We start from the raw sequence: 24,304 nt of genomic DNA on the forward strand, positions 1-24,304 counted from the left end.
GATACTCGGGCGCTGATGCCTTCAACAGGAGGTTTGTCTTCCTCTAAGCTATATGTCTGCAGTACTAAATGCGGTCGCTCACTTGTCTTTTCCTTGCTGAAAATGGTGACATAACGGGCTTCTCCTCTTGACGCACCAAGAAACTGAAGTTTCCAGTCTGATCCACTTGACCATAGAACGCAGAGGTCACATCAATCTCATACCACTTCCAGCCCGGATCTATGTTAGCTGAACCCAGAAGAGTCCCCCTAGCAGGAGTGTTATTCCAAGTAATCGTTGATTCGTTCCAGTCGTTTCCTGTCTGATACACTTTATTTTCCTTCATACCGCCTTTAGCATCCGAATTCGTAGCCCAAATCTTTAGCTTGGCAGTGTGCACCTTGCCTCGGACTTGACTTAAATCAAACTTGAAGTAAGCTTCCCGTGTGCTTGCACCATTGCTTGTGACCGGCAATCCCACGGCGCTCCCATAGTTGTTGTTTGGATTGCTTTTGTCCACATAGCTGTCGGCTACAGCAACGATTTCTTGAGTCTCCAATCCATTCGTCGTTGTAATAAAATGAACCGTCGCCGATTTAACCCGGCTATTCAATGACACCATCACGGTAATAGTACCGCTGCCAGCCCGCAAAGCGGTTACAATCCCTGATCCGTCTACCGATATAACAGACGGATTGCTGCTGCTGTACGCGACTGAAGCTTGTGTCAGGTCGGCTGGCGAACCGTCCTCCTTTGTCCCGCTAATCGTCAGACTGGTGCTCGTTCCAACCTTTAGCACATCCGGCCCTACTATAGAAGCCTGAATGCGATCAAGCTGCGCTTCCTCTAAGCTATATGTCTGCAGTACTAAATGCGGCCGCTCACTTGTCTTTTCCTTGCTGAAAATGGTGACATAACGGGCTTCTCCTCTTGGCGCACCAAGAAACTGAAGTTTCCAGTCTGATCCACTTGACCATAGACCGCAGAGGTCACATCAATCTCATGCCACTTCCATCCCGGATCTATGTTAGCTGAACCCAGAAGAGCCCCCCTGGCAGGAGTGTTATTCCAAGTAATCGTTGATTCGTTCCAGTCGTTTCCTGTCTGATACACTTTATTTTCCTTCATACCGCCTTTAGCATCCGAATTCGTAGCCCAAATCTTTAGCTTGGCAGTGTGCACCTTGCCTCGGACTTGACTTAAATCAAACTTGAAGTAAGCTTCCCGTGTGCTTGCACCGTTGCTTGTGACCGGCAATCCCATGGCGCTCCCATAGTTGTTGTTTGGATTGCTTTTGTCCACATAGCTGTCGGCTACAGCAACAATTTCTTGAGTCTCCAATCCATTCGTCGTTGCAATAAAATGAACCGTCGCCGATTTAACCCGGCTATTCATTGACACCGTCACGGTAATAGTACCGCTGCCAGCCCGCAAAGCAGTTACAATCCCTGATCCGTCTACCGATATAGCAGACGGATCACTGCTGTTGTACGCGACAGAAGCTTGTGTCAGGTCGGCCGGCGAACCGTCTTCCTTTGTCCCGCTAATCGTCAGACTGGTACTCGTTCCAACCCTTAGCACATCCGGCCCCACTATAGAAGCCTGAATGCGATCAAGCTGCGCTCCATTGAACGTATATTCCTTAACGGCCAGATACGGATGAACCTCCGGATCGCTTCCCTCTTTGCTGCTGATTGTCGTGTATAGACCAGGGCTGCTTTGAGTGATCGCAAAGCCTGCTTTGTGATCACCCGTATGCTGTGTGCGAACGTAGTCGGTCACATTAACGTCAGCCCACCCAGCGATCTCATTCGCGTCAAAGGACCCAAGCCGCAATCCAAACTGGGGCCTATTGAGCCAAGCAATACTTCCTGCACCAGTTTCTGTCCAACCATTCTGCAGCACTGCATAAACATCATTCTGCACAGTTACACCTTGAGGATCTGATACACCTCCGTACACCTTCAATGCCGCAGCATCGATTTCACCACTAAGGGAATCCAGGTTGAATCTCAAGAAGGTCTCCTGCACAGGATCACCACCATTCACAGCGAGTAACGGAGATGTACCGAAGCTCGCGTTTGGATTGCCTTTATCCACATAAGTATCCGCTACAGGATAAAGCTTCTTATCCGGACGCATTAGGCTAGGGTCATAAGCAATCCTGATCGTGTGTGTGCTGCCTTGTGAACCAGCGGTATTCACAGCAATTTTAACGGGGGACATATTTAACACCGTGATGGACGGGTCTTGACTGATCACACTGGTCCCGGCCTTGCTTAGCTCCACAATGATTTGTTCCTGAGCCTGTGTCGGATCTGATATGGAAACAACAAGCTGGTCTGCTTCTTCTTTGACAATGACAGAGGCGGGCTGGTAGGTCTTTAAATATTCCACACGCCCTGGCGCCCAAAAATTAGCACCGATGATCCCAAGCTTGTTCTCACGGACTGCTTGAACCACTTCCGTATTTTTAACGATCTGAATATCCGGATTCTCACTATATGCAGCGGTTTGCGCAGCATCTCTCTTCGGCAGTAAAACATAGGCATACTCCGCCCGATTTGGATTGACCCCGTGGTCAAACCAAAGGTTTAGGAAATGATTAGTGATCGACGCAGGAGTGCCTGTATTTTGATTAATGTCACTCCATGCCCCCGTTCGCTTCTCCCGCAATCCCTTGATCTGTGCACTGCCCGGAAAATAATAGCCGATATCCGAGTCTGGCGCTTTACCAGCCAGATGCGCCCAGTTCGTCCCACTCATCGTTTCAGCAGATCCCTCAGTCCCCAATTTAACCGCTCCGTTGACCGTCAGAACATTATTCCCTGTCTGGTTCAATTTGCGGTTTTCCACAATGGTTTCAATCGTCCGATTCTCATTGCTCGTAATTCCCGCTCCCAGAGCGACGATTTCGTCATCAAACATGAACCAGGACTTTTTCGCGGTCAGTTGGTTCCCATCAGCATCTAGGTCGAGACCCGCAATGCCATACACATCTTCCATCACCGTGCCGCCAGCCCAAAGGTTCGAAGCGGCGTAATTGGCAGAAGTCTGAGCGAGCCGTTCTCTAGTATCTACGGTAGTGCCCGGAAGTCGATAAGGATTGACAGTTGCCCAAAAGCCGTCGCTGTACTGCGACTGATCCCCATTATACAAATAAGTCATCCCGTCTGATGTATACCAGCCCTTTAGATTCTCCTTGTTGATGGACTCATATTTGAACGTTCGGCTTGAGGATAGGCTTAATCCAAACGCAAAGTCTTCGGTATGATGCACGACCCGATCCATTGCTGGAAAGACTTTGTTCAACAATAGCTTATCCCCCGCTGGGATAGCTGGATTAAAGATCAGCGCTTTAGCTTCACTAATGATGCCCAGATTTGCATTGCCAATATAATTGCGATAGCCGTCATTCAAAATCCATTTTTTCGCCATTCGTTCAAAGTCAAATTTGTCAGCTGGACTAGCAGATTTTGCTAATCGGATGATGGCTGAAATCGTTAAATGGCCGATCACATGATCCTGCGACTGGAGACGTGAAACTTCCCGCCCGCGAACCATGTCCATGAACGCGCCGTTATAGATAAGCGGCTCAAATGAATCCTTTACCCAACGGTACACGTTTTGCTTATTCGGATCGGTGATCTCCCAGGGTGAACCGTTCAGCATATACATGATGTTGGCGATTGTGCCAAGCAACGCCTTACCGTACCCTCCATTATAAGGATGCTTGTTATGCTGAATGAATGAACCATCCTCATAAAAACCGTCCCCACTGTTCACATACAGGAATACATCACTGAGGCCGTCGCGCGCTGCGGCGATTGAATCTTCATCTCGATTCAATACTCCACTGAGCCCGAGAACAGTGGATCGCCACACTCTGTTCGCTCCTGTATCGCTTGGCTTGACGGCAGGGGAAAATTTGAGAACGGCTCGTGAGAACTTGTCGACCTGCTCAACGGATAACGCATCAAACATGATAACCATAATATCGTTCAATTCCATGGGAGTTCCCAATTCCCAATCCCACCAATTGTCGTAGGCTGTTTTCGTTTCGTTGTAACGGTTCACGTACATCCATTCCAGTGCGCTTACAATGTCATCACGTAGTGCTTCATTACCGTAAAAAGGCGATCCGATGACCCCGTAGGCCTTCGCCATCGTTTTGATCCGATTATAATTGCTTGTTATGTGAGCCGATGCGGTCGTGCTCGTCAGATCGTCCCAAAGACTGGTGCGTTGAGGTGATTTATTCAAGGTGTCCCACTGACCGGTTCCATTGCTGTTTGTCGCTGCTGCCGCAGTTGAGTCAACTAGCTTGCGGACATCGGGATCATTCGGATCATTAAAAGCTCCTCCAGTCAAAATTTCCTTCCATTTCGACCTCATCAGATCAAAATCGTTACTCGTTTCAGCACGGGCAACCAACCCTTCCCCTGCCAATGGCAGGTATCCAGCAAGTAGTACCATTATCACTAAAGCGCTTACGATTTTTGCCGTCTGTCTTCTCATCATCCTACCTACTTTCATCATCGAATAAAGCAGGGAAGATGAACGGCTTCCGTTCACTCCCCTACAAATAAAACGTACGTTGGTACCGCCGGCCTGAAGTTTAAAGCGAAGGTCGCTCCGTAACACGAAATAAGCTCCGTGCTGATCTCCTGCCGCGTGCGCTCTATCTCTTGACGAGATCATCAAGAAAAGATTCGATGGCGCGGATGGACTTGCCCTGCGCTTCCGTACTTGCTCCGTAGCCAAAACCATGACCGACACCATGCAGCACCTCCAAGCGGGAGGAAATACCCGCGACAAGCAGTCTCTCGTGGAATCTCTTCGTATCCCCCAAAGATGTCGTCGTATCACAATCCCCCTGGAGGAGAAGAAACGGGGGCTCCCCGCCTCGAATTCTATGCAGCGGCGAAGCTTCAAGATAGACCTGCTGCATCGTCTCGAACGGTCCGCCCATAAAGCGCTCCACGAATGGCCTTCGAAGTTCAAGTGTTGTAACCGGACAATAGCAGATTACCCCATACGGCCTTGTCTCCAAGTCAACCAGCTTCTCCGTTACGCCGAGTTCCTCATGAGGCGTAATCATGGCCAGCATGGCTGCCAGATAGCCCCCGGATGAAGAACCGATCGCGACAACTTTGTCCGCCGCCAAGCCAAGCTCACGGTTCCATTGTTTCACCCGTTGCATGGCGAGCCTTACATCCTCTATTTGTGCGGGATACCGATAGTCAGGCGCGAGCCGATACCCCGTTGATGCAGTTGCAAAGCCGCGTTCAGCAAAGTAAACCGCCACATCCCGCCAACTCTCCTTCCCTCCTTTCTCCCAGCCTCCACCATGGATAAAAAGCAAACTAATCGGGGCCAGCCGCTGAGTCGGAAGAAAAAAGTCGATCCTGCAGCGCTTTTGGTTGTATTCGGCATAGCACACTTCCCATGTATGGTACAAGATGCAATACTTCCTTCCTTAGGTAAAATTGGTTACTGCTCCTCAATTGTTCTATCGGCAAAGCAGACCGCGTGTTCGGTTGCTTTAATCTGGCTAATGAGAAGGCCTTCGACCTGTCGTCAGAGCAAGAGACCTATGTTATCATAGGGATACATAACTTGTACGAAGGATGGTGTTTGTTATGCCCGTGGAGTATTTAAATTCCTCGCTGCCGATCCGGATTAGGCATGCCAGCTACATGCCTCCTGTGAATATGCCCCATTCCCATATCGATCATGAAATCTACTACTTTCACTCGGGAAAGTGCAACTTCATCATCGGCAGTCAATTTTATGCGCTGGAGCCCGGCGACTTGATTCTCATGAACGGTTTGACATGGCACAGTGCCAATATCAATCCGGCTTACGGATACGAAAGGACCATCGTTCATTTCAATCCGGACTATTTGCATAGCTGGATTCCGAGGGCTTTCTTCATAAATATATTGCAACCGTTTTCATGCATCAAGCATTACCGCTTCTCCTTGAAGGGGCAAATGCGCGAGGAATTTGAGGCCATACTTCAGAAGCTTGAGCGGATGCAGCATGCCGCCGATCCGATCGAGAAGCACCGGTTCCACGTGAGTTTGCTCGATTTTTTTCTGCTCCTTTACGAGCTTTGCGATCTTCCCGATTCGGTATCTTCTCCGGTACTCTCCACCAAGGAGAACAACGTTCAGCAGGTGATGGCCTACCTAGATAGGCATTATGCCATGGATCTCCATTTGGATGATTTGGGGAAGCATCTTCACTTAGATCGTCATCATTTATCTAAAGTGTTCAAGGAGGTTACCGGAATGACGGTTTTTCATTACTTGACCCATTTGCGAATCAACCATGCCAAGGTAAAACTGAGCCTGGATCCAACCCTTACCATTACGGACGTATCTTATCAGACCGGGTTCAAGCATCATGCCCACTTCAGCCGGGTATTCAAGCAACTCGTCGGCTGCTCCCCAGACCAATTCCGTAAATCCAAGCTGTCTAGCTGATTTAGCGGACAATGATTAGTGGTAACGCCTGAACGGGGAGTGGCTTTCCTTGAATGCCTCTCCCCTTTTTGCCATCGGTCAAGTTCTCCTTTATTGGGCGATTGCCCGCTCAAGCGCCTTGTCTGCATCTTCCTGGGCGGTGCGAAATAGGGTATTCAGGTCCATTGTTCCGTAAATATAGTCTGTGATGTGCTTGCGATAGCCCGACTCCGCGGTTGTGTCGTATTTCGATTTTTGGGAAATGGGAGCGAATTTGTTGTAATAAGCGGCAGCGTAATTTTTTCCTGGATACGGACTTTGTTGGCCGATAACTTTCTTGATGTCTTCCGATTTCAACGAGGTCATGCCGCCGGTCTTCGACAATTGCATCTGGAATTCGTCGGACACGAGATACTGGAGCAGCTGCATCGCTTCTTCTCTATGTTTGGAAATAGACGTAATTGCCGCGTAGGTTGGGTACGATTGGGCGCCGACGCCTGGCAAATCCTTGAACGTCGGGATGGACACCTCGTCCCAATTCATGTCTGTCCAATATTGTCCTGACAGGAACCCGAACATAGCCACGTTTTTGCTTTTTCCGAATTCGTCGCTGAACGGAACCTTGTCTTTGTTCGATTTGATGAAGTCGGCATAGCCGGGCGCTTCAGTCGTGGCTTTGTATACCGTTTGATAAATTGCTTGCCACTTAGAGCTGTATTTCGGCGAGTTGATCGTCGACTTATTTGTCTCCGGATCAACACTCGGAAGGGAGAAGGGATTCAGTTTCATGATATGGCCTTGAGATGCGGCCAGGCCCAGGTACTGCGTGCCGTTTTCTTGGCGAGTGAGCTTTTTACCAAGGTCAATAGCTTCGTTCCAAGTCATGCCGTCCTTCGGGTAGGTCACCCCAAACTTGTCAAAGATATCTTTGTTGTAGTACAGCACAAGCCCTGTGTTCGCGACGGGCAGGCCGTAAATCTCGCCTTTCTTCGAGAATAGCTTGATCCCGTCAATTAGGGACGGTTCGAAGCGATTCATATCGACATTGTATTTTTTAATCAATTCGGTCATATCGGATTGTAGAGCAGCTTTTAGCACTCCGTCTGGAAAATAACCGATGGAGTCCAGCACAATATCGATCTGGCTCCCGGAGGTAATCATTTTGTCCAGGCTGTCGTTCGTCGAACGTGGAATGTAAGTAATGGTCCAATTCGGGAACTTGGTTTTGAGTGCATTACCGTAAGTCGTGTTGAAATTATCCGCGCTCGTTCCCCCTTCGCAATAAATAACCAAATCGACTTTCTCATCCACCAACGATTTCGGAGTGCTGTCGGAAGACGTGTTCCCCTCCTTGCTGCTGCTTCCCACATCCTTTGCCCCGCCACTTGCACTGCCGCAGGCTGACAGCAGACCTATCACAGTTATACACGCGGCGGCCACCTTCAGTTTTTTTGTATTCATTACACGTTAACCTCCCCATTGTCAAACGATCTGATATCGCTTCCACTCGATCTGGGTCTGTTGCGGTCACAGATCCACACTTTCGTTCCGCTTGTCATCATTTTAGCAAGACCTCACGTTGTATGCTTTACTATGGGGATCAAAAATACAGCTGCGTCTTAACTTTGGCTGTGCCATTATGAAGTGCCAACGCCTATTCATCTAAGTAATCCGGATTGTATCCATCATGGAATCATGTTTCTCAGATGGAGCATCCACCTAGCGAGATCTGGAATATGCCGGGGTGGATCGGATCAAATTAATTGCGAAATTCATTCCAGGCAGGGAAAGGATTGAGCGGATGATGACGGCTCCGATACATTTTCAATTCGAACAGGAGGGACAGACTCGCCTTGCTCTCGATATGCTGCAGGAGCTGAGGTACAGCGCGGATCTGCACGGGGGGAGGACGAGACGGGGAGCCGATGCTGCATCTGTTCGTAGACGAGAACGATCTGACTTCGGCGCTGTTGTATTGCGTTATCATCCCGTTACTTCAATGAAATCAAAAAGGAGCAGCTTATAAGCAGCTCCTGCGCTATCGTATTTGTTAGCTTAGTCAATTTTAGTTTTTTCTTTAACTTTAAGTAACCATCGATGTTTTAAAAGAAACAAAATTATAGTTAGCGTTACTGTGCTTGCAAGCGCCATGCCTAAACCTAACATAATCCCGTATCCCACCAGAAGCCTAGTTCAAGAAAGATCCCTCCTGATCATGATCGTAGCCTCCTCCATTTAACTAATTTTACTACTAATACCCATTTAAAGTAACCTGCCCGTTACTTCAATGGTCAAAAAAAAGAACTGCCGGCGGGGGCAAGTTCCTCAAGTATCGTACCCATTAGCGTAATGATTTACTGTGATACGGTTCTCCGCGCTGTCAGTAACGGCAAGTTTCCATCACTTCTCATTGTCCCCAGGTGCCAAGTAGTTCTTGCAAACGCACAGCCGTATCCGTTGACGCGGTATAGATCATGATCTTCATCTCCGGTACGTTTGGTTGCTGCAAAACCAAATGTTCAAACTCCATCTCACCGATACGAGGGTCGTTCCAATGTTTATGACAGTCGGCTGCGATTTGAACATCATGCCTTGGCCAGGTCTCGCGGAACAGCTCGCTGATATGCATAAATTCCTTAATAAGCTCTTTAAATCTTATATCATTAGGGTTGTGCGCATAATCCGCACGAAACCGAGCAATCATCACCTGCGCTTTGGCTCCCCAATCTGTATTGTTCGCTCTAAGCGAAGAATCCGTCAAAAAGCGCCTCATCCAATTGGGGCGACCCAATACTTCCTTAGAGAATGCCGGTAATCGAAATACCAACTCAGCCGCCTTGTTCCACATGAGTAAATCCCAACCTCTCCCCAATATGACTGCAGGGTTTGGTTCAAGTGACCTGACCATCCTCTCAATTCCGATACTTACTTCCAGACTCTTTTCTTCCCTCGATTCCTTAGGTTTTGCAAGCATATAAAGATAACGGCGTTCGTCTACGGTCAATCGCAACGCAACCGCCAAGCTATTCAGCACTTCCACCGACGGGCTTACATCGCGATCCTGTTCTAACGAGGTATACCAAGATGTGCCAATGTGGGCAAGCTGGGCCACTTCTTCCCGCCTAAGTCCCGGTGTCCGGCGCCGACCGTATGAAGGCAGCCCCACTTCCTCCGGAGTAAGACGTTTTCGGCGAGCCCGTAAAAATTCCCCTAACGATATGTTTGAACTGATCTCATCCACTGAAGATCTCCCCTTATCCTGACACTGCCAATCATACGATAAACGCAGGAAGGCAATGGATTCCGTAATACGCTATTCTTCTACTATAGCACCAGAAAATCAAAGGAGGAATTAGAATGAATATTTTCGTCACCGGGGCCACAGGTAAAATTGGGAGTCGTTTGGTCCCCAGATTGTTGCAGCGTGGTCATCACGTTAAAGTATTAATTCGAGATGCCGCGAAGGCGGAATCATATCCGCTGCAAGGTGCCGAGATTGTCGCAGGAAATCTGATGCAGGCAGAAAAACTTGAGGAAGCGCTACGTAACATGGATGTCGTCATACACCTTGCTGCCCAGTTCCGAGGTGTAGATGAGGCAACGGCAAAAAGTTCGAATATCCATGCTACCATTGCTTTAGCGAACGCCGCAATAAAGGCGAAAGTTCCGCGCTTTGTGTTTGCCAGCACCAATCTGGTATACGGTTCCGATGGCCAGTTGAGACCAAGCCGGGAAGATGACAACTTGCAGCCTGCATTCCTGTACCCTCAAACCAAAGCGACTGCCGAAGAAGCGCTGGTCCAACTTCACGTTGAGCAGGGATTGGGGCTACGAATCGTACGCCTTGCATTCGTCTATGGAGAAGGAGATCCCCATATTAACGAATTTCTCCCTATCATGAGTACGTGGAATCCAGCCAAACGACTCCATATGGTGCATCATGCGGATGTATGCCGAGCGTTACTGCTCGCTGCCTCCACTCCGGGCATAGATGGTCGCGTCTATAATGTTGCCGACGATGCTCCCATCTCCGTTGCCGAGTTGATTCAGTTTCACGGGCATTCCCGTCAATACACGGCAGAAATCTCGCAGAATGAGTTTAACCCTTTTGATATGATCGTAGACACGACCCGAATTAGAGATGAGTTAAATTATCGTCCGATATTCCCCTCATTCTACACAGCAAGAGATGCTGGTGGTTTGTAATAAACGTCCGTGAGATTCTCAGTGTGAATCACATATGATTAAAACTTGCCGTTATTTATGATACGGTTCACCCAGCATAATCATAATTTAAGCGTACAAGAATACGTTCGTCGGGAATGGGATCAATTTCTTGTCATTGGATTTTGACAAGAAATTGATCTCATAACATAAAAAAGCCGCAATTTACGCAGCAATTAATGAGACTATGTTCTTGTCACCCGACAATTGTCGGATGACAAGAATCTGTTCTGATAAATAACAAGAATCCTCTGCTATGTCCCCACCGAAGTGTTATTGTAATTGAGGTGTTCCATTTAAAAAGGGATGAAGAAGTGAATAGATTGCACGACTAACCGGTATTTGAATTTCATGTTTATTAGCCAGTTCCAAGACATATCCCTGCAAGCTTTCAACTTCAATGGGCAGTCCTTTTTCTAGATCACGATGCATGGAGGAGGTCATTGCTGGAGGAAGATCTTCTACCTTTTTGATTATTCTTTCCACCGTATCCTCTGGTAATGGAACTTTATGAGTAATAGCAATTTGATATATTTCATGTATGAAATCCACCAATAACGCTCTCGTTACGAGGTCATTCCTGGCAACTCCGATTGGCTGACGGGTCGCCGAGGTAATTCCGCTTAATGTGGTCAATAAAATAAATTTCTTCCACATTTCACTAATGATATTATCCGTTTGCAAGACATTTAATTCCGATTTCTTTAACATGTTAACAATCTTGCTTGTAAATTCCGACTGCCCTTCTCTTAATGAACCAAAGACAATATCATGCATAGGGCTTGTTTGAACAATATTTCCTTCTTCATTAAGAGTGGATTCTATGTAGCAAACCCCTCCCAAAATATTTTCTTCTCCAAAACGGTCCGTTAATGTATCCATATGTTGAACACCATTAAGCAATGGCAATATTGTAGCACCATTTGAAATAAGAACCTCTAATTGTGGGAGGGCCTCCTCTAAATGATAGTTTTTTAGTGCTAAAATGACGAGCTCCGGATTCTCGATTTCCTTACTTTCTACCACTAAATGAGGATTAATAGTAAAATCGCCATGAAAACTGGAAATTATTAGACCGCGATTTTTCAATTGCTCGAAGCGTCTTTTACGTACTAAAAAAGTGACTGGAAAACCAGCCCTAGCTAATTTACCTCCAAAATACCCACCAACAGCGCCTGCACCGAATATAACCGTGTGCATACCGATCTTCCTCCCACTATAAATTAATATTTCTCTTGGTTACTTACACGTTCTTAGACGTCCATGCCCCTAACGCGGCAGATTTCCTCACTATTTAAATGTTCAAACCCATTCTTTATCCAGATTGATTTTGCTGTGCTATATATGGCTCTAGACGCTGAGTGCTCCCTCTCAGAACCCAACCTAGCGGTGGGCTCTATTGCCCCCTCAATCTTACTTCAGGAATCCGAATCCGCACCTCCGTGCCCTGTCCGGGGCTCGAGGTGAGGGTGACCCCATAATCCGATCCGTAGTACAGCTTGAGCCGCGCATCCACATTGTGAATGCCGATCCCACCCAGCTTGGTCCTTCTCGAATCGGAATCGGGCTGCTGCAGGAAACCCGGATCACTGGCAAGACGGGCAGGATTAAACCCGACTCCGTCATCGCTGACGACAAATTGAATGCTCCCATCGTCCGCCCGGCTGCATCGGATCTCCAGATGTCCCGGTCCGTCCTTTTCACGGATCCCGTGGTAGATTGCATTTTCCGCCAGCGGCTGGAGAATGATCTTAGGGATCACCTCGTCCACCAGAGAGGGGTCGAAGCTCAGCTCATAATTCAGCTTATCCCCATAGCGCTCCTTCTGGATAAATAAATATTGGGAGACGTGGGTCATCTCCTTCTCAATCGTCGTATATTCGCTGCCTCCGCTTAGCGATAACTGGAAGAACTCGGCGAGCGCCTTGGTCGTTGAGATCACCCGGTCCGTATCCTGGAACTCGGCCATCCACACGATCGTATCCAGCGTGTTGTACAGAAAGTGAGGATTGATCTGACTGTGCAGCACACTCAGCTCGTGCAGTCGCAGCGAGCGCTCCCGCGTCTCCTTGTCTTCCATCAGCTGGCGGATTTCCAGCACCATGGAGTTGAAGTGCCGGGCGAGTCCCTGCAGTTCGGTAACCCCTGTCTCTGGCACGCGGATCGCCAGCCGTCCGCTTTCGACCTGCTGCATGGCCTGCTCAAGCCGCTGCACCGGACGGGTCATGCTCTTGGCGATCCAGGGCGAGGCCAGCAGAATCAGCAACAGGACCGCCGCTCCGACCATGATAAAGGACCTTAGCAGCTGTGCGCGGATCTGCTGCAGGCCGTCCAGGGAGCTGACCCCAACTAGCGTCCAGTCCGAGCCCTTGAGCGGCATCTGGTACACCAGCCGGTTTTGCTTCGGATTATAGCCTTCGGACTGCCGGCTCATTGCGATCAGCTGTTCTTTTTTGGCACTGTCGACAAAATAAGAAACGTCCTTGTGATACACCAGTTCATTCTGGCTGTTAATGATATACACATACCCGCTGCTGCCCAAGTCCAGATCGTTCAGATAATCCTCAAGCCCCTTGTACTTGATATCGAGCAGCACGACGCCGAGATTACGGCCCCGGTTGTCTCGGATTTCTTGGCTCATCGAGATGACCCAGTTGTTCTTATCCATCGAGAACTTCTGCATCCGCGCCGAGGTCAGCACCGGATTGCTGCTGCGAATCGCAGCGGCATACCATGGCTCCTGCATCATGTCCGAGGAGCGCGTCATGTTCAGCTTCTGCTCGTTGGACAGCATATACCCGTCCTTACCGATGACGATGACCGACTGGATGAATGGATCGGAGACCAACACGCTGTCGATCACCTTCAGCACATCCCGCTCCCCGGCCTGGTCCTTGGCCTCCAGCGTCCGGATCGTCTGGGGGTTGCGTGCTAGCATTGTAGACAGTACCTTCAGCCGGTCGATGTACATCTCCACATATGTGCCACCCTTAGCGATGGCCATCTGGTTTGATTCGACGGATTCGCTCATGACGACCCGGGAAATGCCCGCATACAGCACACTTCCGGTGGTGCCCAGCAGTAGAACGCTGATTGCGAAGTAAATCCAGGAGATGCGGAACTGTAGTGAGCGGAAGAACGGCTTCATCACTCTTTTATCCTTTCGCGGTATTGCAGGGGCGACAAGCCGAACTTCTTCTTGAACGAGGAGCTGAAATAATTCGGGTTGTCGAAGCCTACCTCCGCTGAGATTTCATAGACTTTCTTGTCTGACGCGAGCAGCTGCAGCTTGGCGCGCTCCATCCGGATCGAGGCGATATAATCCTGGAAGGGGACATTGAACAGCTTCTTGAATAAAGTGCTCATATAGCCCGGACTAAAGCCCATCTGCTCGGCCAGCAGCACCAGTGAGAATTCCGGGTTCGCCAGATGGGCCTCGATCACCTGCTGAACCAGCTTCTTCTCGTGATCCGGCTCGCCCGGAGCTGCAGCTCCCGCCGTATGCGTCTGCATAGTTCTCAGCAGGGCCAGCAGCTCCGTCCGCTGACTCTCGTCCTTCAGCTTCTGCACCAGCTTGTTCAGTACCTCGAACACATCGCTGCGTGAGACCGGCTTGAGCACGTAATCATCAATGCCTATTTTCAGCGAGGCTACCGCATAATCGTAATAATCATAGCCTGTGATGACGGCGATTTTGACCTCGGGCTTCATAGCTTTGATCTGGACTGCAAAATCCAGTCCGTTCATCCGCGGCATGTTGATGTCGAGCAGGACCAGATCCGGCAGCTGCTCCCCGAATATCCGCAGGCCTTCCTCCCCATTGGTCGCCTCATAGATCTCATGAATATGCAGCTCCTCAAACGGTACGAACCGCCTGATGCCCTTGCGGATCAAGTCCTCGTCTTCGACGAGCAGCAGTTTATACATAGCGCGCTAACTCCCTCTAGCTTCATTTTATCACTTGAATCAAATCTCCGTAGCCCTCTTTCTCCATATCCGCCACAGGAACGAACCGGATGGACGCGCTGTTGATGCAGTACCGCTTGCCGCCCTTGTCGGCAGGACCGTCGTCGAATACGTGGCCCAGGTGAATGTCGCCAGCACGGCTGCGAACCTCGGTGCGCTTCAGCCCGTAGCTGTTGTCCTCCTTCTCCTTCACAACCTCAGGCGCGATCGGCTTCGTGAAGCTGGGCCAGCCGCAACCGGCATCGTACTTGTCGGCGCTGGAGAATAGTGGCTCCCCGGTCGCGACATCCACATACAGGCCAGACTCGAAGTTATCCCAGTAAGCATTGGAGAAGGCATGTTCCGTATCGTTCTTGACGGCTACCTGATATTGCTCCTTTGTAAGCTTCTGCTTAAGCTCCGCCTCGCTTGGCTTCGGGTACTTCGCAGGATCGATATGGATCACTTGATCCTTTAATACATTCAGATCGATATGGCAGTATCCGTATGGATTTTTCTCCAGATAATCCTGGTGATATTCTTCCGCGAGGTAGTAATTACTAATCGTCCTCACCTCGGTCACCACCGGTTTGTCATATTGCTTCTGTACCGCCTCTACCGCTGCCTGGATCACGGGCAGATCCTGCTCCCGTTCATAATAGATGCCGGTCCGGTATTGAATCCCCCGGTCATTACCTTGCTTGTTGACGCTGGTCGGATCGATGACCTTGAAATAATCGGTCAGCAGATCTGCCAGGGATACGCGGGCCGGATCGTAGGTGACCTTCACAGTCTCGGCGAAGCCCCGGTCGCCGCGCACCACATCTTCATAGGTCGGGTTCGCACCGGTGCCATTGGCATAACCGGAGACGACGTCGCTCACTCCGTAGATGCGAGACATATAAGCCTCCATCCCCCAGAAGCACCCTCCGGCCAAATAAATCGTCTGCAGATGACTGGCGGAAAAATCGAGCGCTTTGTTCGGGTTAGGCAGCGACGCGGTCGTCGCCGTAGATTCACTGCCTAGAGCGGTAAAAGCCCCCACGCTGCCGTTTATTCCATTATAGGAGGAGCAGGCCGTAACGACCAGCAGAAGCAGCAGCGTGAAAAACAAGCCTAGTTGTTTCATGGATTTGCCTCCTTGATAACCAGTAATTAGTTAATGAATAGATTGAAAGGTCTGGTCGATCACTTCATTGGTATTATGTCCTGGAACTGCTTTCACAAGAATCCCGTCGGAGCCGATATAATAAGAGGACGGATAACCTCTGACCCCGAACTGCTTGGTCCACGCCCCACCTGTATCCAGCAGGACGGGAATATTGTCGAAGCCGCGCTTGGAGAACCACTTCACGAAATCCGCTTCCGGCTGCTCGCCATTAAAATCAGGACTGACGATGGTGAGCACCTTGTAATCATGCTGCTGACCGGATAGCTGGTTCAGCTCATCCAGCCCCGCCAGGCAGATTGGACACCAGGATGCCCAGAACTTCACATACACCTTCTGGCCCTTGAAGTCCGCTAGTGATACCGGGTTACCCTTCAAATCCTTCAATTGAAATTGCGGCGCCGGCTGTCCGGCATTCTTCGCCGCTCCGTTCCCGGCGGCCTTCGCGCCTTCCTGTCCGGCGCCCTGGGCTCCTAGCAGCAAAACTCCCAGCAGTACGACGACTACAGCGCTTACCAGCCACGTCAGCTTGTTCATTCTCATTCGGTCTTCCTCCTTCTCCGTATTAGAATTGAAAATAGGCCGTAATCGTATTGAGCTTATTGGTGATGAGCAAGAGGCCCATCACAATCAGTACAGCGCCGGAGACGATCTTCAGCGTCTTCATATGCTTATACACATGGCGGACCCGGGTCAGCAACGCCTCGGAGAACAGCGCAATGATCAAGAAAGGAATCGCCAGACCTAGTGTGTAGATTAGCATGTACGAGGCTCCCTGGGCAGCAGAGCCTCCGGTAGCCGACAAGCTGATGACAGCAGCAAGCACCGGACCGATGCAGGGCGTCCACCCGAAGCTGAACGTTAACCCAAGCAGGAACGCTCCCCACAGTCCGCGTCTGTTCTGCAGGTCAACTGTCACACGCTTCTCCCGCTCCAGCGCCTGAAGCTTGAACAGGCCTGTCTGGTACAGACCGAACAGCACCACGATGCCGCCGCACACGGTCATGAACAGCGGACTGCTCACGACGCCGCCCAGCGAGCCGGCACCGAAGCCGAGCAGGACGAAAACCGTGGACAGGCCAAACATGAAGATCAGCGTTCGGCCGACCAGCACCAGCGAGACCTTCATCCCTCCGGGCGTACGGCCTTCCGCGCGGCCTCCCGGCTCCGCGCTGCCAAGATAGGCCAAGTAGACGGGCAGCAGCGGCAGAATGCACGGCGAGAAGAAGGACAGCACACCTGCAGCAAATACGCTTCCTGCATAAATCGATTCAGTCATAAGCGTTTCACCTCCGGTTGGTTCATAGGTTCATACGTCAAGGGATACTTCTACATTCGATTCAAGCTATAGCTGTCTCAGCTCGCGAAGAATATCTTCGGGCTCCAACCGCTGCATGAAGTCCGGATTGACGTATGCTGAGCGGATGACGGCACTCTCATCGATCATGAAAGTCGCCGGAACTGGCAACATCCATCGGTCCGTCGCGTTATACTCCGCCAGATCGATCCCGAAGCTCAGATATAGCTCGCGGAGAGAATCCGGCACATCGTAGAGCAGGTTGAATCTCGCGGCCAGCAGCCCGTTCGTGTCGCTCAGCACTTGAAAGCTAAGCTGCTCTTTCTCCACCTGACTCAGGGAATGGTCGGGGGTTTGCGCGCTGATCGCCAGCAATTGTCCGCCCAGTGCATGAATCTCGGGCAACATCTCCTCATACGTGCGAAGCTGAAGATTGCAGTAAGGGCACCAAGCCCCGCGGTAAAAGGTCAGAACCACAGGGCCCTTGGCCAGCTCCTCATATAAGGAAATGTTCTGGCCGAGCACATTCTTCAGGCTGAAATCCTTCACCTTGGAGCCGACCGGCTGTCCGCTCGCCAGTCCCGACTGCTGAAGCTCACGGATCGTGCGGAACATCTCCTCATGCACCTCGGCCGGGGTACTTGCTATGAATGCCTGCTTCGCTTGGTTAAGCCGGCTATTTAGATTGCTGTTCGTCATGAGCTCGTTCTCCTTTCACATCCTCTTCTACTTACAGGGGATAGTCTTACCCTATAGTCACAGTGTAGAGGAATTCGAAGCCCTTTAACATCCAAGCTCATCAGCACTTTCTCTAAAATCATCAGGTTTTTGAGATGGGTTGGTCTCGATTGGCTCATAAGCGCTGCAAAATGAATGTACATAATAAGCCTCCCAACAATACCATCCCAAGAACATTTGCCATCACAACCACCCTAACTGAGAACAGCTCAGAGGCAATACATACTGCGCCAGTCGTAAGCAGGATCAGAAGAGCCTCTATAAACCCGTTCACACTCCCCGCAAGCCCCATTATTTCTACCTGTATATGATTCTGATAAAAGGTTGTGAAGGTCTGTATTGGCGAACGCTAGAAAGAAAGCAAACATGAAAAAGCCGACTGCCGTGGTATAAACCTTGGTTATCCCATTATTTTGGTTTTTCCATGATTGTCCGTTTCCTAATCTATCAAAAATGAATCTATTATAGTAAAACTCAAGGAGGTGATAAGTATGTGTTCATGCTCATCTACCACTTCTCCAGATGTTGTTACTATTAGATTTATAGATAATAGGATAACTGGAGTATGCATCATAGGAAGCGCTAATCCTTGCGATCAATTCTTGCGAGTAGGATCTACCTTGATCCCAGCTATCCATTGTCTCTTAAGAAACGGATTTGTCATCATCACCGAAAGAAGCAACGTTCTTGTTCTTAGACGCGAACGTATATTTTGATTATCGAACTCCCGTTTGTTTCAGACGGGGGTTTTCTTTACTTCGGCTATCCATAATTGTTTGATACATGGGGTGTGGTGCAGCTTATAATGAATCGATAGCATGATAACTTTTATTATTTGTATCCAAATGTAAGGCAATCTCTACTTTACTTTCGGCACTAATCTACCCGTCGAAAAACCAAAGAATGGAGAAAAAAGAAAAATGGATCTTTCGCAAAGAATGCAAAAAGAGCCATTTTTTTATTTTATTCTAGAATTGTTAAAACCATTACGAGCTTATTGAACAAAAGCCCCATTAGTTGAAAAAGACGATATAATAACTTTTAAGTATAAAGTAATGTTTGTATCGCGCACGAGGAGGTTCGTTCATGAATATTTTAATTTTAGGTGCAACTGGACGAGTTGGGAGGAAAATTGTTACATATGCCCATCACGACAAACATCATGTAACTGTATTAGTTCGCACTCCTGAGAAGATTCAAATAAATAATGAAAATTTAACTATTATTCAAGGTAATGTTTTGAATAAAGATGATATCGTGCGTGCAACACATGGGATTGATGTAGTTATTAGTGCACTAAATACTGATGGGACAACTACTCTATCAGAAAGTATGCCACTAATTATCGAAGCAATGCTAAGCGAAGGTATACAACGTATTATAACTATAGGCACTGCTGGTATCTTGCAAAGTAGAACCACGCCATCACTGCGTTATCAGTCAAGTGAATCTAAGCGTAATTCAGTCCGTGCAGCCAAAGAACATCATAAAGTTTACGATATGCTAAAACAATCAACACTCGAATGGACTATTGTCTGTCCTACGTATCTACCCGCTGGAGAGAGTGTAGGTAAGTATCGTGTAGACCGTAATTTTTTGCCCGAAGGTGGAGTTGAAATATCCGTGTCGGATACTGCAGAATTTACATATACCCAGATACAAAGTAGCGATTTTATAAAATCACGTGTGGGTATTGCCTACTAAAATGATACCAGTAGCAGACTTTATTTTTCGGTGGATTACACCTCACCCGCTGCCCGAATATTTTGCAGACCCTAGGTAAACAACACGAGAAATACGTTTAGCAATTTTGGAAAAGGTATTTTCTTCAAAAAAAAGAAACCGCTTCATAATGAAGCAGTTTCTAGATTATCAGTTAACTTATTATTTACCATTCTGAGTCTTGTAATTCTTTACATATTCGTCTTGAACTGCCTGGCCACCCTGACTCATGTACTGTTGAACCAATGTTTTATACAGGCTATCCACTTCGGCTGGCTTAGCAACAATTAGTTTTGCAAGCATTTGAGCTGAAAGATTCTTAAGCTCTGTGTTGTTTTTTGCATCAGCTGCATTCGGTAATGAATAGTAGTATGTAGTATAATTGTCCACCATACCTACCTTTAAAGCATTCTCTGCATCCTTTTCATAACCAGGATATCCTGCAGAAATGGCTGCAGTATTCTTCTGCTGATCACCAAGTTCGATACCGTTAGAAAGTATATCGTAGTCGAGGTTGTTAGCAACAGTCATCATCTTATCGCCTGAATTTGTCGTTCCTGTCTGTTTGGGAACGCCATTAACCATGTTGTAATCCACGCCTTCTTGGCCGTTCTGGAGGAAGAGAGTTACCTTGGGGTCAGCCATCCAGTTGAGGTACTGTATTGCAAGGTCAACATTTTTACTTGATTTAGGTATAATTATATACATGCCATTTGGGCTGTACACGTTCTTAGGATGCTTGCCTGCATCATTCTGCCATGGATCGATTGGAATAAGCTGAGCACCAGGAACGTTCTTTGCAAGGTTGACATAGGTGCCGGGAGCTGTCCTGTACGGACCATCCCAGTTAGTCTGGAATGCTCCGACTTTTCCATTGGAAATATCTGCGTCGAGCAGTTTTCCATCCTTGTCAGTTGCGAAATTTGGGCTAATCAAGCCTGCATTATACATCTTGTTCATATATTGAACAGCTTTATCAAATCCTGGCATATTCCAGTTTGTCGACCAGATAGGTTGCGGCTGAAGTGTAGCAAACTGTTCTTCAGTAAGATTAGATGGCTTAAAGGCTTCGGGTATATAGCTCAATCCTGGACCTGAAGGTTGCAGGGAATAACCATAAGGAATGACTCCGCTTATATTTCCAGGATTCTTCTCTTTGAATGCAACCATGGTGTTATAGAATTGTTCTGGTGTAGTAGGAACAGGAAGACCCAGTTTATCGAGCCAGTCTTTACGGATAAATGTATTTGAACCTGCGAGAACAGTCCTCTTCCCCGGTACAGAATATTGTTTGCCATTAAATTTACCATACTTTAATACATCATCGCCAAGATATTTTGTAAGAGTAGGTCCATACTGCTTAAGTACTGAATCAAGCTCTGCCAAACCACCCTGCTGTACATAATTATATACAACACCCTGGGTGTAGGTGAAGGAAATGTCAGGCGCCTGACCGGCTGCCATCAATACGTTCAACTTGTCTACTTCCTGGGCTCTAGGTACTGTAACAAAGTTTACTGTGGCATTAAACTGCTTGCCGAAATTATCGTTGATATACTTTGTCCAGAAGTTATTATTCAAATCCGGCTGTCCGGGCTTGCCTCTGTCGAAAACTTCGACAGTTAAGGTTCGATGTTCTTTTGAAGCGCCTGCTGTCGTACTTGCTGCAGTACCTGCAGTACCTGCCGTACCGTTTTGTGTGCTGCTTGACGAATTACTTGAACAAGCGGCCAATGTAGACACGAATGTTAGCGCTACCAAAGAGACACGGATAGATCTTTTTCCCTGTACCTTCAAAGAAATCACTCCCTTTAGAAATTTGTTATTTAGCAAATTTACTTATATAAATTCGCGAAATAGATGAAATCATCGATTTCACAAACCCATATCAGCCTTTCACCGCGCCAATCATAATGCCGGATACAAAGTATTTCTGGAGCCATGGATACACGAGAAGAATCGGAATCGTACCAAACATAATACTTGCCGCTTTTAATGCTTCTGAAGGGAGATTTACATTGACATTCTCGCCGGACATTTGCTGCGAAATGTTGATAACATTGTATAGCTTAAGCTGTATCGTATATAAATTCTGGTCTGTGATGTAGAATAGAGCATCCTGAAAATAATTCCATCTGAATACGGCATATAGTAAACTGACTGTGGCAAGTGCTGGCTTGGAAAGAGGCAGTACAATCTTAAGCAGGATCTGCAGTTCGTTGCAGCCGTCCAGATGTGCAGCTTCCTCCAGGCTATCAGGTATGCTCTGGAAGAATGATTTTAATATGATCATATAGTACACGCTCATCATACCCGGAAGAACCAATGCTAACGGAGTGTTCAAAAGACTCAGATTTTTTACATTCAGATAATCCGGAATCAAACCGCCGCTAAAATACATGGTAAACAGCATCATGAGCAATAAAGTGTTTCTGCCTTTGAGTCTTTTTTTAGTCAGCGGATACGCTGCCAATATAGTCACGGTCAATGCAAGGAGCACAAATACAGCCGTCAGGATCACCGTATAGAACAAGGAGAACAACATACTGGCATCCCCGAATACAACTTTATAGGCTTCTATATTAAAGTCGATCGGATAGATGGTAACTGCCTGGGATATAATCGCCCTATTAGAGCTAAGTGATTGCGAAAGAATATAGAGAAAAGGAACCAGGCATATAAAAACCGCAATTAATACAATAAACGCTGCTGTATAGTCGGCCATTCTATTTTTTAAATTCAGTAACATTGTCAGTTCCTCCCTACCATATTCCATTTTCGCCTAATTTGCGGGTAATAAAATTGGAACTTACCAAGAATATTAAGCAAATAATAGACTGAAACAGGCCAACAGCAGCACCAACTGAAAAGTTCGCAGATTGAATACCTACACGATAAACATAAGTGCTGATAACGTCACCGAAGTCCATAACAAGGTTGTTTTGAATGTTGAATGGACGATCGAAGTTGATAGCCATAATATTACCGAGCTGCAGGATCAGAAGGATCGCAATGGTTGGTCTGATACCTGGCAACGTAACATGCCAAATCTTTCTGAATCTTCCTGCGCCATCTGCGTCAGCAGCTTCGTATAACTGCTTGTCAATTCCCGTCATTGCAGCAAGATACAAAATGGTCCCCCATCCTGCGTTCTGCCATACTCCAACAAGAGAATAGGTTGCAACCCATGCATATTTGTTCGTAAGGAACGGTAACGCTTGACCGCCCATATGAGTAATCAAGGAGTTTAACATGCCGGTAGGAGAAAGCAACTGAGCAACAATTCCACCGATAATAACCCAGGAAAGGAAATGTGGCAGATACAGTATGGTCTGACTTACCTTTTTAAACTTATTCCAGACCAGTTCATTGATTAAAATAGCCAAAATGATCGGGGCTGGAAATCCCACAAGTAAATCCAAACCGTTAAGCACCAAAGTGTTTCTAACAACCTGGAAAAATTGTTGCGATGAAAAAATTTGGTTGAATGTTGCAAAATTATTCCATGGACTCATGTTGACGCCCTGAAAAATGTTGTAATCCTTGAAAGCAATCTGTATGCCATACATGGGAGCATATTTAAATATCAATATATACGCAACAGGGATAACCAACATAAGGTAAAGTATAAAATCACTTTTTAAATAGTAAAACAATCCTTTTTTTCTTGCCAACGGCTTTCCAACGCTATCCTGTTTATCCAGAGCAACACTGCTATTCATTGCTTTCATAAACTACAACCTCCATTTTACTAGTTTCTCAACTTGCTCAGGACGTAAGCATGAAATTAGAATAGAATTTAGACTTATAGAGCCTGTTCAAAAAGCAGCTCATAAAATCGGATAAAAAACCGTAGAGAGAAATGGTAAAATGGGGGATCCCAACCGTCAAAAAAACATAACGCGAGGTGCACTTTCGTGGATTTGCAGCTTGAATATTTTCTAGCTCCCCTTCTATACTCCCGAGTAAGCCATAAACCCACCGTCTACTGGCACCGTGATTCCGGTTACAAAACCGGACATATTATCGTCCGCAAGCCATAATAACGTGCCCAGAAGATCTTCAGGCTTTCCGAATCTTTTCATTGGCGTATGGGTTATGATTTTATGAGACCGGGCGGTTAAAGAGCCGTCTTCGTTCGTAAGAAGCCTTCTGTTTTGCTCTGTCAGAAAAAAGCCCGGGGCGATCGCATTGACCCTGATGCCCACATCCGCCATATGAACGGCCAGCCACTGCGTGAAATTTTCAATCGCCGCCTTCGCTGCGCTGTACGCCGGAACCTTCGTCATCGGGCTTGGAGCGCTCATCGAAGAAATATTGATAATGACTGCGCCTTGGCGATTGATCATATTTTTGGCAAAAACCTGTGTAGGGATGAGCGTTCCGAGGAAATTCAAGTTGAGCACATAGCTGAAGCCTTCATCGGTTAGATCGAAAAAGGTCGTGATCTCTTTATTCCCCAGATCCTCCGGCTTCAAGGTTTCATTCGTTGTGCTGCCCTTGGGATGGTTGCCTCCCGCCCCGTTGATGAGAATGTCGCACACGCCCAGCTGGCGCGTCACCGTTTCTTCCGCAGCCTTCATGCTTTCCGCATCCAGCACGTTGCAGGCAACGGCGATCGCTTCTCCGCCGGCTTCCCTGATGTGCGCTGCAACCTGCTCTCCTTTTTCCTGTGTGCGGTTTAATACGGCCACCTTCGCTCCATGACGGCCAAGCTCCCATGCCATAGCGGAGCAAAGAACGCCGCTTCCTCCCGTTATA

At 47.9% G+C, this 24,304-nt stretch carries 21 protein-coding genes; 4 read left to right on the forward strand and 17 right to left on the reverse strand.

Annotated elements, in window-relative coordinates:
• Window positions 1-64: 64 nt before the first annotated feature.
• The 3 genes from QMA13_RS25865 to QMA13_RS25875 all read right to left on the reverse strand — a co-directional run bounded on the left by QMA13_RS25865 (window position 65) and on the right by QMA13_RS25875 (window position 5,440).
• The gene (locus QMA13_RS25865; RefSeq protein ID WP_282936587.1) at window positions 65-778 is read right to left on the reverse strand and encodes a CBM96 family carbohydrate-binding protein; all 714 of its coding nucleotides are present in this window, start codon (window positions 776-778) and stop codon (window positions 65-67) included.
• 68 nt (window positions 779-846) lie between these two features.
• On the reverse strand, window positions 847-4,761 hold the full coding sequence (locus QMA13_RS25870) for a polysaccharide lyase family 8 super-sandwich domain-containing protein (protein ID WP_282936588.1): 3,915 nt from the start codon (window positions 4,759-4,761) through the stop codon (window positions 847-849).
• The gene (locus QMA13_RS25875) at window positions 4,661-5,440 is read right to left on the reverse strand and encodes an alpha/beta hydrolase (RefSeq protein WP_282936589.1); all 780 of its coding nucleotides are present in this window, start codon (window positions 5,438-5,440) and stop codon (window positions 4,661-4,663) included. The genes QMA13_RS25870 and QMA13_RS25875 overlap by 101 nt, the downstream gene beginning before the upstream one ends.
• Before the next feature lie 187 nt (window positions 5,441-5,627).
• On the opposite strand from QMA13_RS25875, the gene QMA13_RS25880 reads away from it, so the two are divergent.
• Window positions 5,628-6,470 (forward strand): helix-turn-helix transcriptional regulator, encoded by an 843-nt coding sequence (locus QMA13_RS25880; RefSeq protein ID WP_282936590.1) that lies wholly within the window; start codon window positions 5,628-5,630, stop codon window positions 6,468-6,470.
• A gap of 90 nt (window positions 6,471-6,560) precedes the next feature.
• Here QMA13_RS25880 and QMA13_RS25885 read toward each other — a convergent pair whose 3' ends face one another.
• Complete coding sequence (locus QMA13_RS25885) at window positions 6,561-7,910, reverse strand: ABC transporter substrate-binding protein (RefSeq protein ID WP_282936591.1); 1,350 nt, start codon at window positions 7,908-7,910, stop codon at window positions 6,561-6,563.
• A gap of 283 nt (window positions 7,911-8,193) precedes the next feature.
• Between QMA13_RS25885 and QMA13_RS25890 the strand changes: the two genes are divergently transcribed.
• The gene (locus tag QMA13_RS25890; protein WP_282936592.1) at window positions 8,194-8,475 is read left to right on the forward strand and encodes a hypothetical protein; all 282 of its coding nucleotides are present in this window, start codon (window positions 8,194-8,196) and stop codon (window positions 8,473-8,475) included.
• A gap of 381 nt (window positions 8,476-8,856) precedes the next feature.
• Here the strand turns inward: QMA13_RS25890 and QMA13_RS25895 are convergent, their stop codons facing one another.
• Entirely contained in the window at window positions 8,857-9,690 is an 834-nt protein-coding gene (locus QMA13_RS25895; RefSeq protein ID WP_282936593.1) for a helix-turn-helix transcriptional regulator, read from the reverse strand.
• A gap of 116 nt (window positions 9,691-9,806) precedes the next feature.
• Between QMA13_RS25895 and QMA13_RS25900 the strand changes: the two genes are divergently transcribed.
• Entirely contained in the window at window positions 9,807-10,655 is an 849-nt protein-coding gene (locus QMA13_RS25900; RefSeq protein WP_282936594.1) for an NAD-dependent epimerase/dehydratase family protein, read from the forward strand.
• Window positions 10,656-10,946: 291 nt separating this feature from the next.
• Here QMA13_RS25900 and QMA13_RS25905 read toward each other — a convergent pair whose 3' ends face one another.
• From QMA13_RS25905 to QMA13_RS25940, 8 genes are all read right to left on the reverse strand, one after another.
• Window positions 10,947-11,873, reverse strand: a complete 927-nt coding sequence (locus tag QMA13_RS25905) for a ketopantoate reductase family protein (protein WP_282936595.1) — start codon at window positions 11,871-11,873, stop codon at window positions 10,947-10,949.
• A 196-nt stretch (window positions 11,874-12,069) separates the two neighbouring features.
• Window positions 12,070-13,821, reverse strand: a complete 1,752-nt coding sequence (locus QMA13_RS25910; protein WP_282936596.1) for a sensor histidine kinase — start codon at window positions 13,819-13,821, stop codon at window positions 12,070-12,072.
• The gene (locus tag QMA13_RS25915) at window positions 13,821-14,600 is read right to left on the reverse strand and encodes a response regulator transcription factor (RefSeq protein ID WP_282936597.1); all 780 of its coding nucleotides are present in this window, start codon (window positions 14,598-14,600) and stop codon (window positions 13,821-13,823) included. Before QMA13_RS25915 ends, QMA13_RS25910 begins: the two co-directional genes overlap by 1 nt.
• A 22-nt stretch (window positions 14,601-14,622) precedes the next feature.
• On the reverse strand, window positions 14,623-15,747 hold the full coding sequence (msrB, locus tag QMA13_RS25920) for a peptide-methionine (R)-S-oxide reductase MsrB (RefSeq protein ID WP_282936598.1): 1,125 nt from the start codon (window positions 15,745-15,747) through the stop codon (window positions 14,623-14,625).
• Window positions 15,748-15,777: 30 nt separating this feature from the next.
• Window positions 15,778-16,329, reverse strand: coding sequence for a TlpA family protein disulfide reductase (locus QMA13_RS25925; RefSeq protein ID WP_282936599.1), 552 nt, complete (start codon window positions 16,327-16,329; stop codon window positions 15,778-15,780).
• A 22-nt stretch (window positions 16,330-16,351) separates the two neighbouring features.
• The gene (locus QMA13_RS25930) at window positions 16,352-17,065 is read right to left on the reverse strand and encodes a cytochrome c biogenesis CcdA family protein (RefSeq protein ID WP_282936600.1); all 714 of its coding nucleotides are present in this window, start codon (window positions 17,063-17,065) and stop codon (window positions 16,352-16,354) included.
• A 66-nt stretch (window positions 17,066-17,131) separates the two neighbouring features.
• Window positions 17,132-17,782 (reverse strand): peroxiredoxin-like family protein, encoded by a 651-nt coding sequence (locus QMA13_RS25935; RefSeq protein ID WP_282936601.1) that lies wholly within the window; start codon window positions 17,780-17,782, stop codon window positions 17,132-17,134.
• Between the two features lie 154 nt (window positions 17,783-17,936).
• Window positions 17,937-18,095 (reverse strand): hypothetical protein, encoded by a 159-nt coding sequence (locus QMA13_RS25940; protein WP_282936602.1) that lies wholly within the window; start codon window positions 18,093-18,095, stop codon window positions 17,937-17,939.
• A gap of 812 nt (window positions 18,096-18,907) precedes the next feature.
• Here QMA13_RS25940 and QMA13_RS25945 point away from each other — a divergent pair.
• Window positions 18,908-19,525 carry an NAD(P)-dependent oxidoreductase gene (locus QMA13_RS25945; protein WP_282936603.1) on the forward strand — a complete coding sequence of 206 codons (618 nt, stop codon included), beginning with the start codon at window positions 18,908-18,910 and terminating at the stop codon, window positions 19,523-19,525.
• A gap of 180 nt (window positions 19,526-19,705) precedes the next feature.
• On the opposite strand, the gene QMA13_RS25950 is transcribed toward QMA13_RS25945, so the two are convergent.
• The 4 genes from QMA13_RS25950 to QMA13_RS25965 all read right to left on the reverse strand — a co-directional run bounded on the left by QMA13_RS25950 (window position 19,706) and on the right by QMA13_RS25965 (window position 24,270).
• Window positions 19,706-21,340: an extracellular solute-binding protein gene (locus QMA13_RS25950; protein WP_282936604.1), complete on the reverse strand. Its 1,635-nt coding sequence runs from the start codon at window positions 21,338-21,340 to the stop codon at window positions 19,706-19,708.
• A gap of 91 nt (window positions 21,341-21,431) precedes the next feature.
• A complete protein-coding gene (locus QMA13_RS25955; protein WP_282936605.1) occupies window positions 21,432-22,292 on the reverse strand; it encodes a carbohydrate ABC transporter permease in 861 nt (286 codons plus the stop codon).
• 13 nt (window positions 22,293-22,305) lie between these two features.
• Window positions 22,306-23,274 carry an ABC transporter permease gene (locus tag QMA13_RS25960; protein ID WP_282936606.1) on the reverse strand — a complete coding sequence of 323 codons (969 nt, stop codon included), beginning with the start codon at window positions 23,272-23,274 and terminating at the stop codon, window positions 22,306-22,308.
• Window positions 23,275-23,496: 222 nt separating this feature from the next.
• Window positions 23,497-24,270, reverse strand: a complete 774-nt coding sequence (locus QMA13_RS25965; RefSeq protein WP_481858027.1) for an SDR family oxidoreductase — start codon at window positions 24,268-24,270, stop codon at window positions 23,497-23,499.
• Window positions 24,271-24,304 lie beyond the last annotated feature (34 nt).

Origin of the sequence: Paenibacillus sp. RC67 (assembly GCF_030020805.1) — a bacterium.
In the GTDB taxonomy this organism is placed as follows: Bacteria; Bacillota; Bacilli; order Paenibacillales; family NBRC-103111; genus Paenibacillus_S.

Bases quoted from the DNA above. Each gene is read 5' to 3' on its own strand.
- QMA13_RS25870 (WP_282936588.1), bottom strand. From the start codon at position 4,761: ATGGTGTCGGTCATGGTTTTGGCTACGGAGCAAGTACGGAAGCGCAGG.
- QMA13_RS25885 (WP_282936591.1), bottom strand. From the start codon at position 7,910: ATGAATACAAAAAAACTGAAGGTGGCCGCCGCGTGTATAACTGTGATA.
- QMA13_RS25900 (WP_282936594.1), top strand. From the start codon at position 9,807: ATGAATATTTTCGTCACCGGGGCCACAGGTAAAATTGGGAGTCGTTTG.
- QMA13_RS25905 (WP_282936595.1), bottom strand. From the start codon at position 11,873: ATGCACACGGTTATATTCGGTGCAGGCGCTGTTGGTGGGTATTTTGGA.
- QMA13_RS25910 (WP_282936596.1), bottom strand. From the start codon at position 13,821: ATGAAGCCGTTCTTCCGCTCACTACAGTTCCGCATCTCCTGGATTTAC.
- QMA13_RS25915 (WP_282936597.1), bottom strand. From the start codon at position 14,600: ATGTATAAACTGCTGCTCGTCGAAGACGAGGACTTGATCCGCAAGGGC.
- msrB (WP_282936598.1), bottom strand. From the start codon at position 15,747: ATGAAACAACTAGGCTTGTTTTTCACGCTGCTGCTTCTGCTGGTCGTT.
- QMA13_RS25925 (WP_282936599.1), bottom strand. From the start codon at position 16,329: ATGAGAATGAACAAGCTGACGTGGCTGGTAAGCGCTGTAGTCGTCGTA.
- QMA13_RS25930 (WP_282936600.1), bottom strand. From the start codon at position 17,065: ATGACTGAATCGATTTATGCAGGAAGCGTATTTGCTGCAGGTGTGCTG.
- QMA13_RS25935 (WP_282936601.1), bottom strand. From the start codon at position 17,782: ATGACGAACAGCAATCTAAATAGCCGGCTTAACCAAGCGAAGCAGGCA.
- QMA13_RS25945 (WP_282936603.1), top strand. From the start codon at position 18,908: ATGAATATTTTAATTTTAGGTGCAACTGGACGAGTTGGGAGGAAAATT.
- QMA13_RS25955 (WP_282936605.1), bottom strand. From the start codon at position 22,292: ATGTTACTGAATTTAAAAAATAGAATGGCCGACTATACAGCAGCGTTT.
- QMA13_RS25960 (WP_282936606.1), bottom strand. From the start codon at position 23,274: ATGAAAGCAATGAATAGCAGTGTTGCTCTGGATAAACAGGATAGCGTT.
- QMA13_RS25965 (WP_481858027.1), bottom strand. From the start codon at position 24,270: ATGGCATGGGAGCTTGGCCGTCATGGAGCGAAGGTGGCCGTATTAAAC.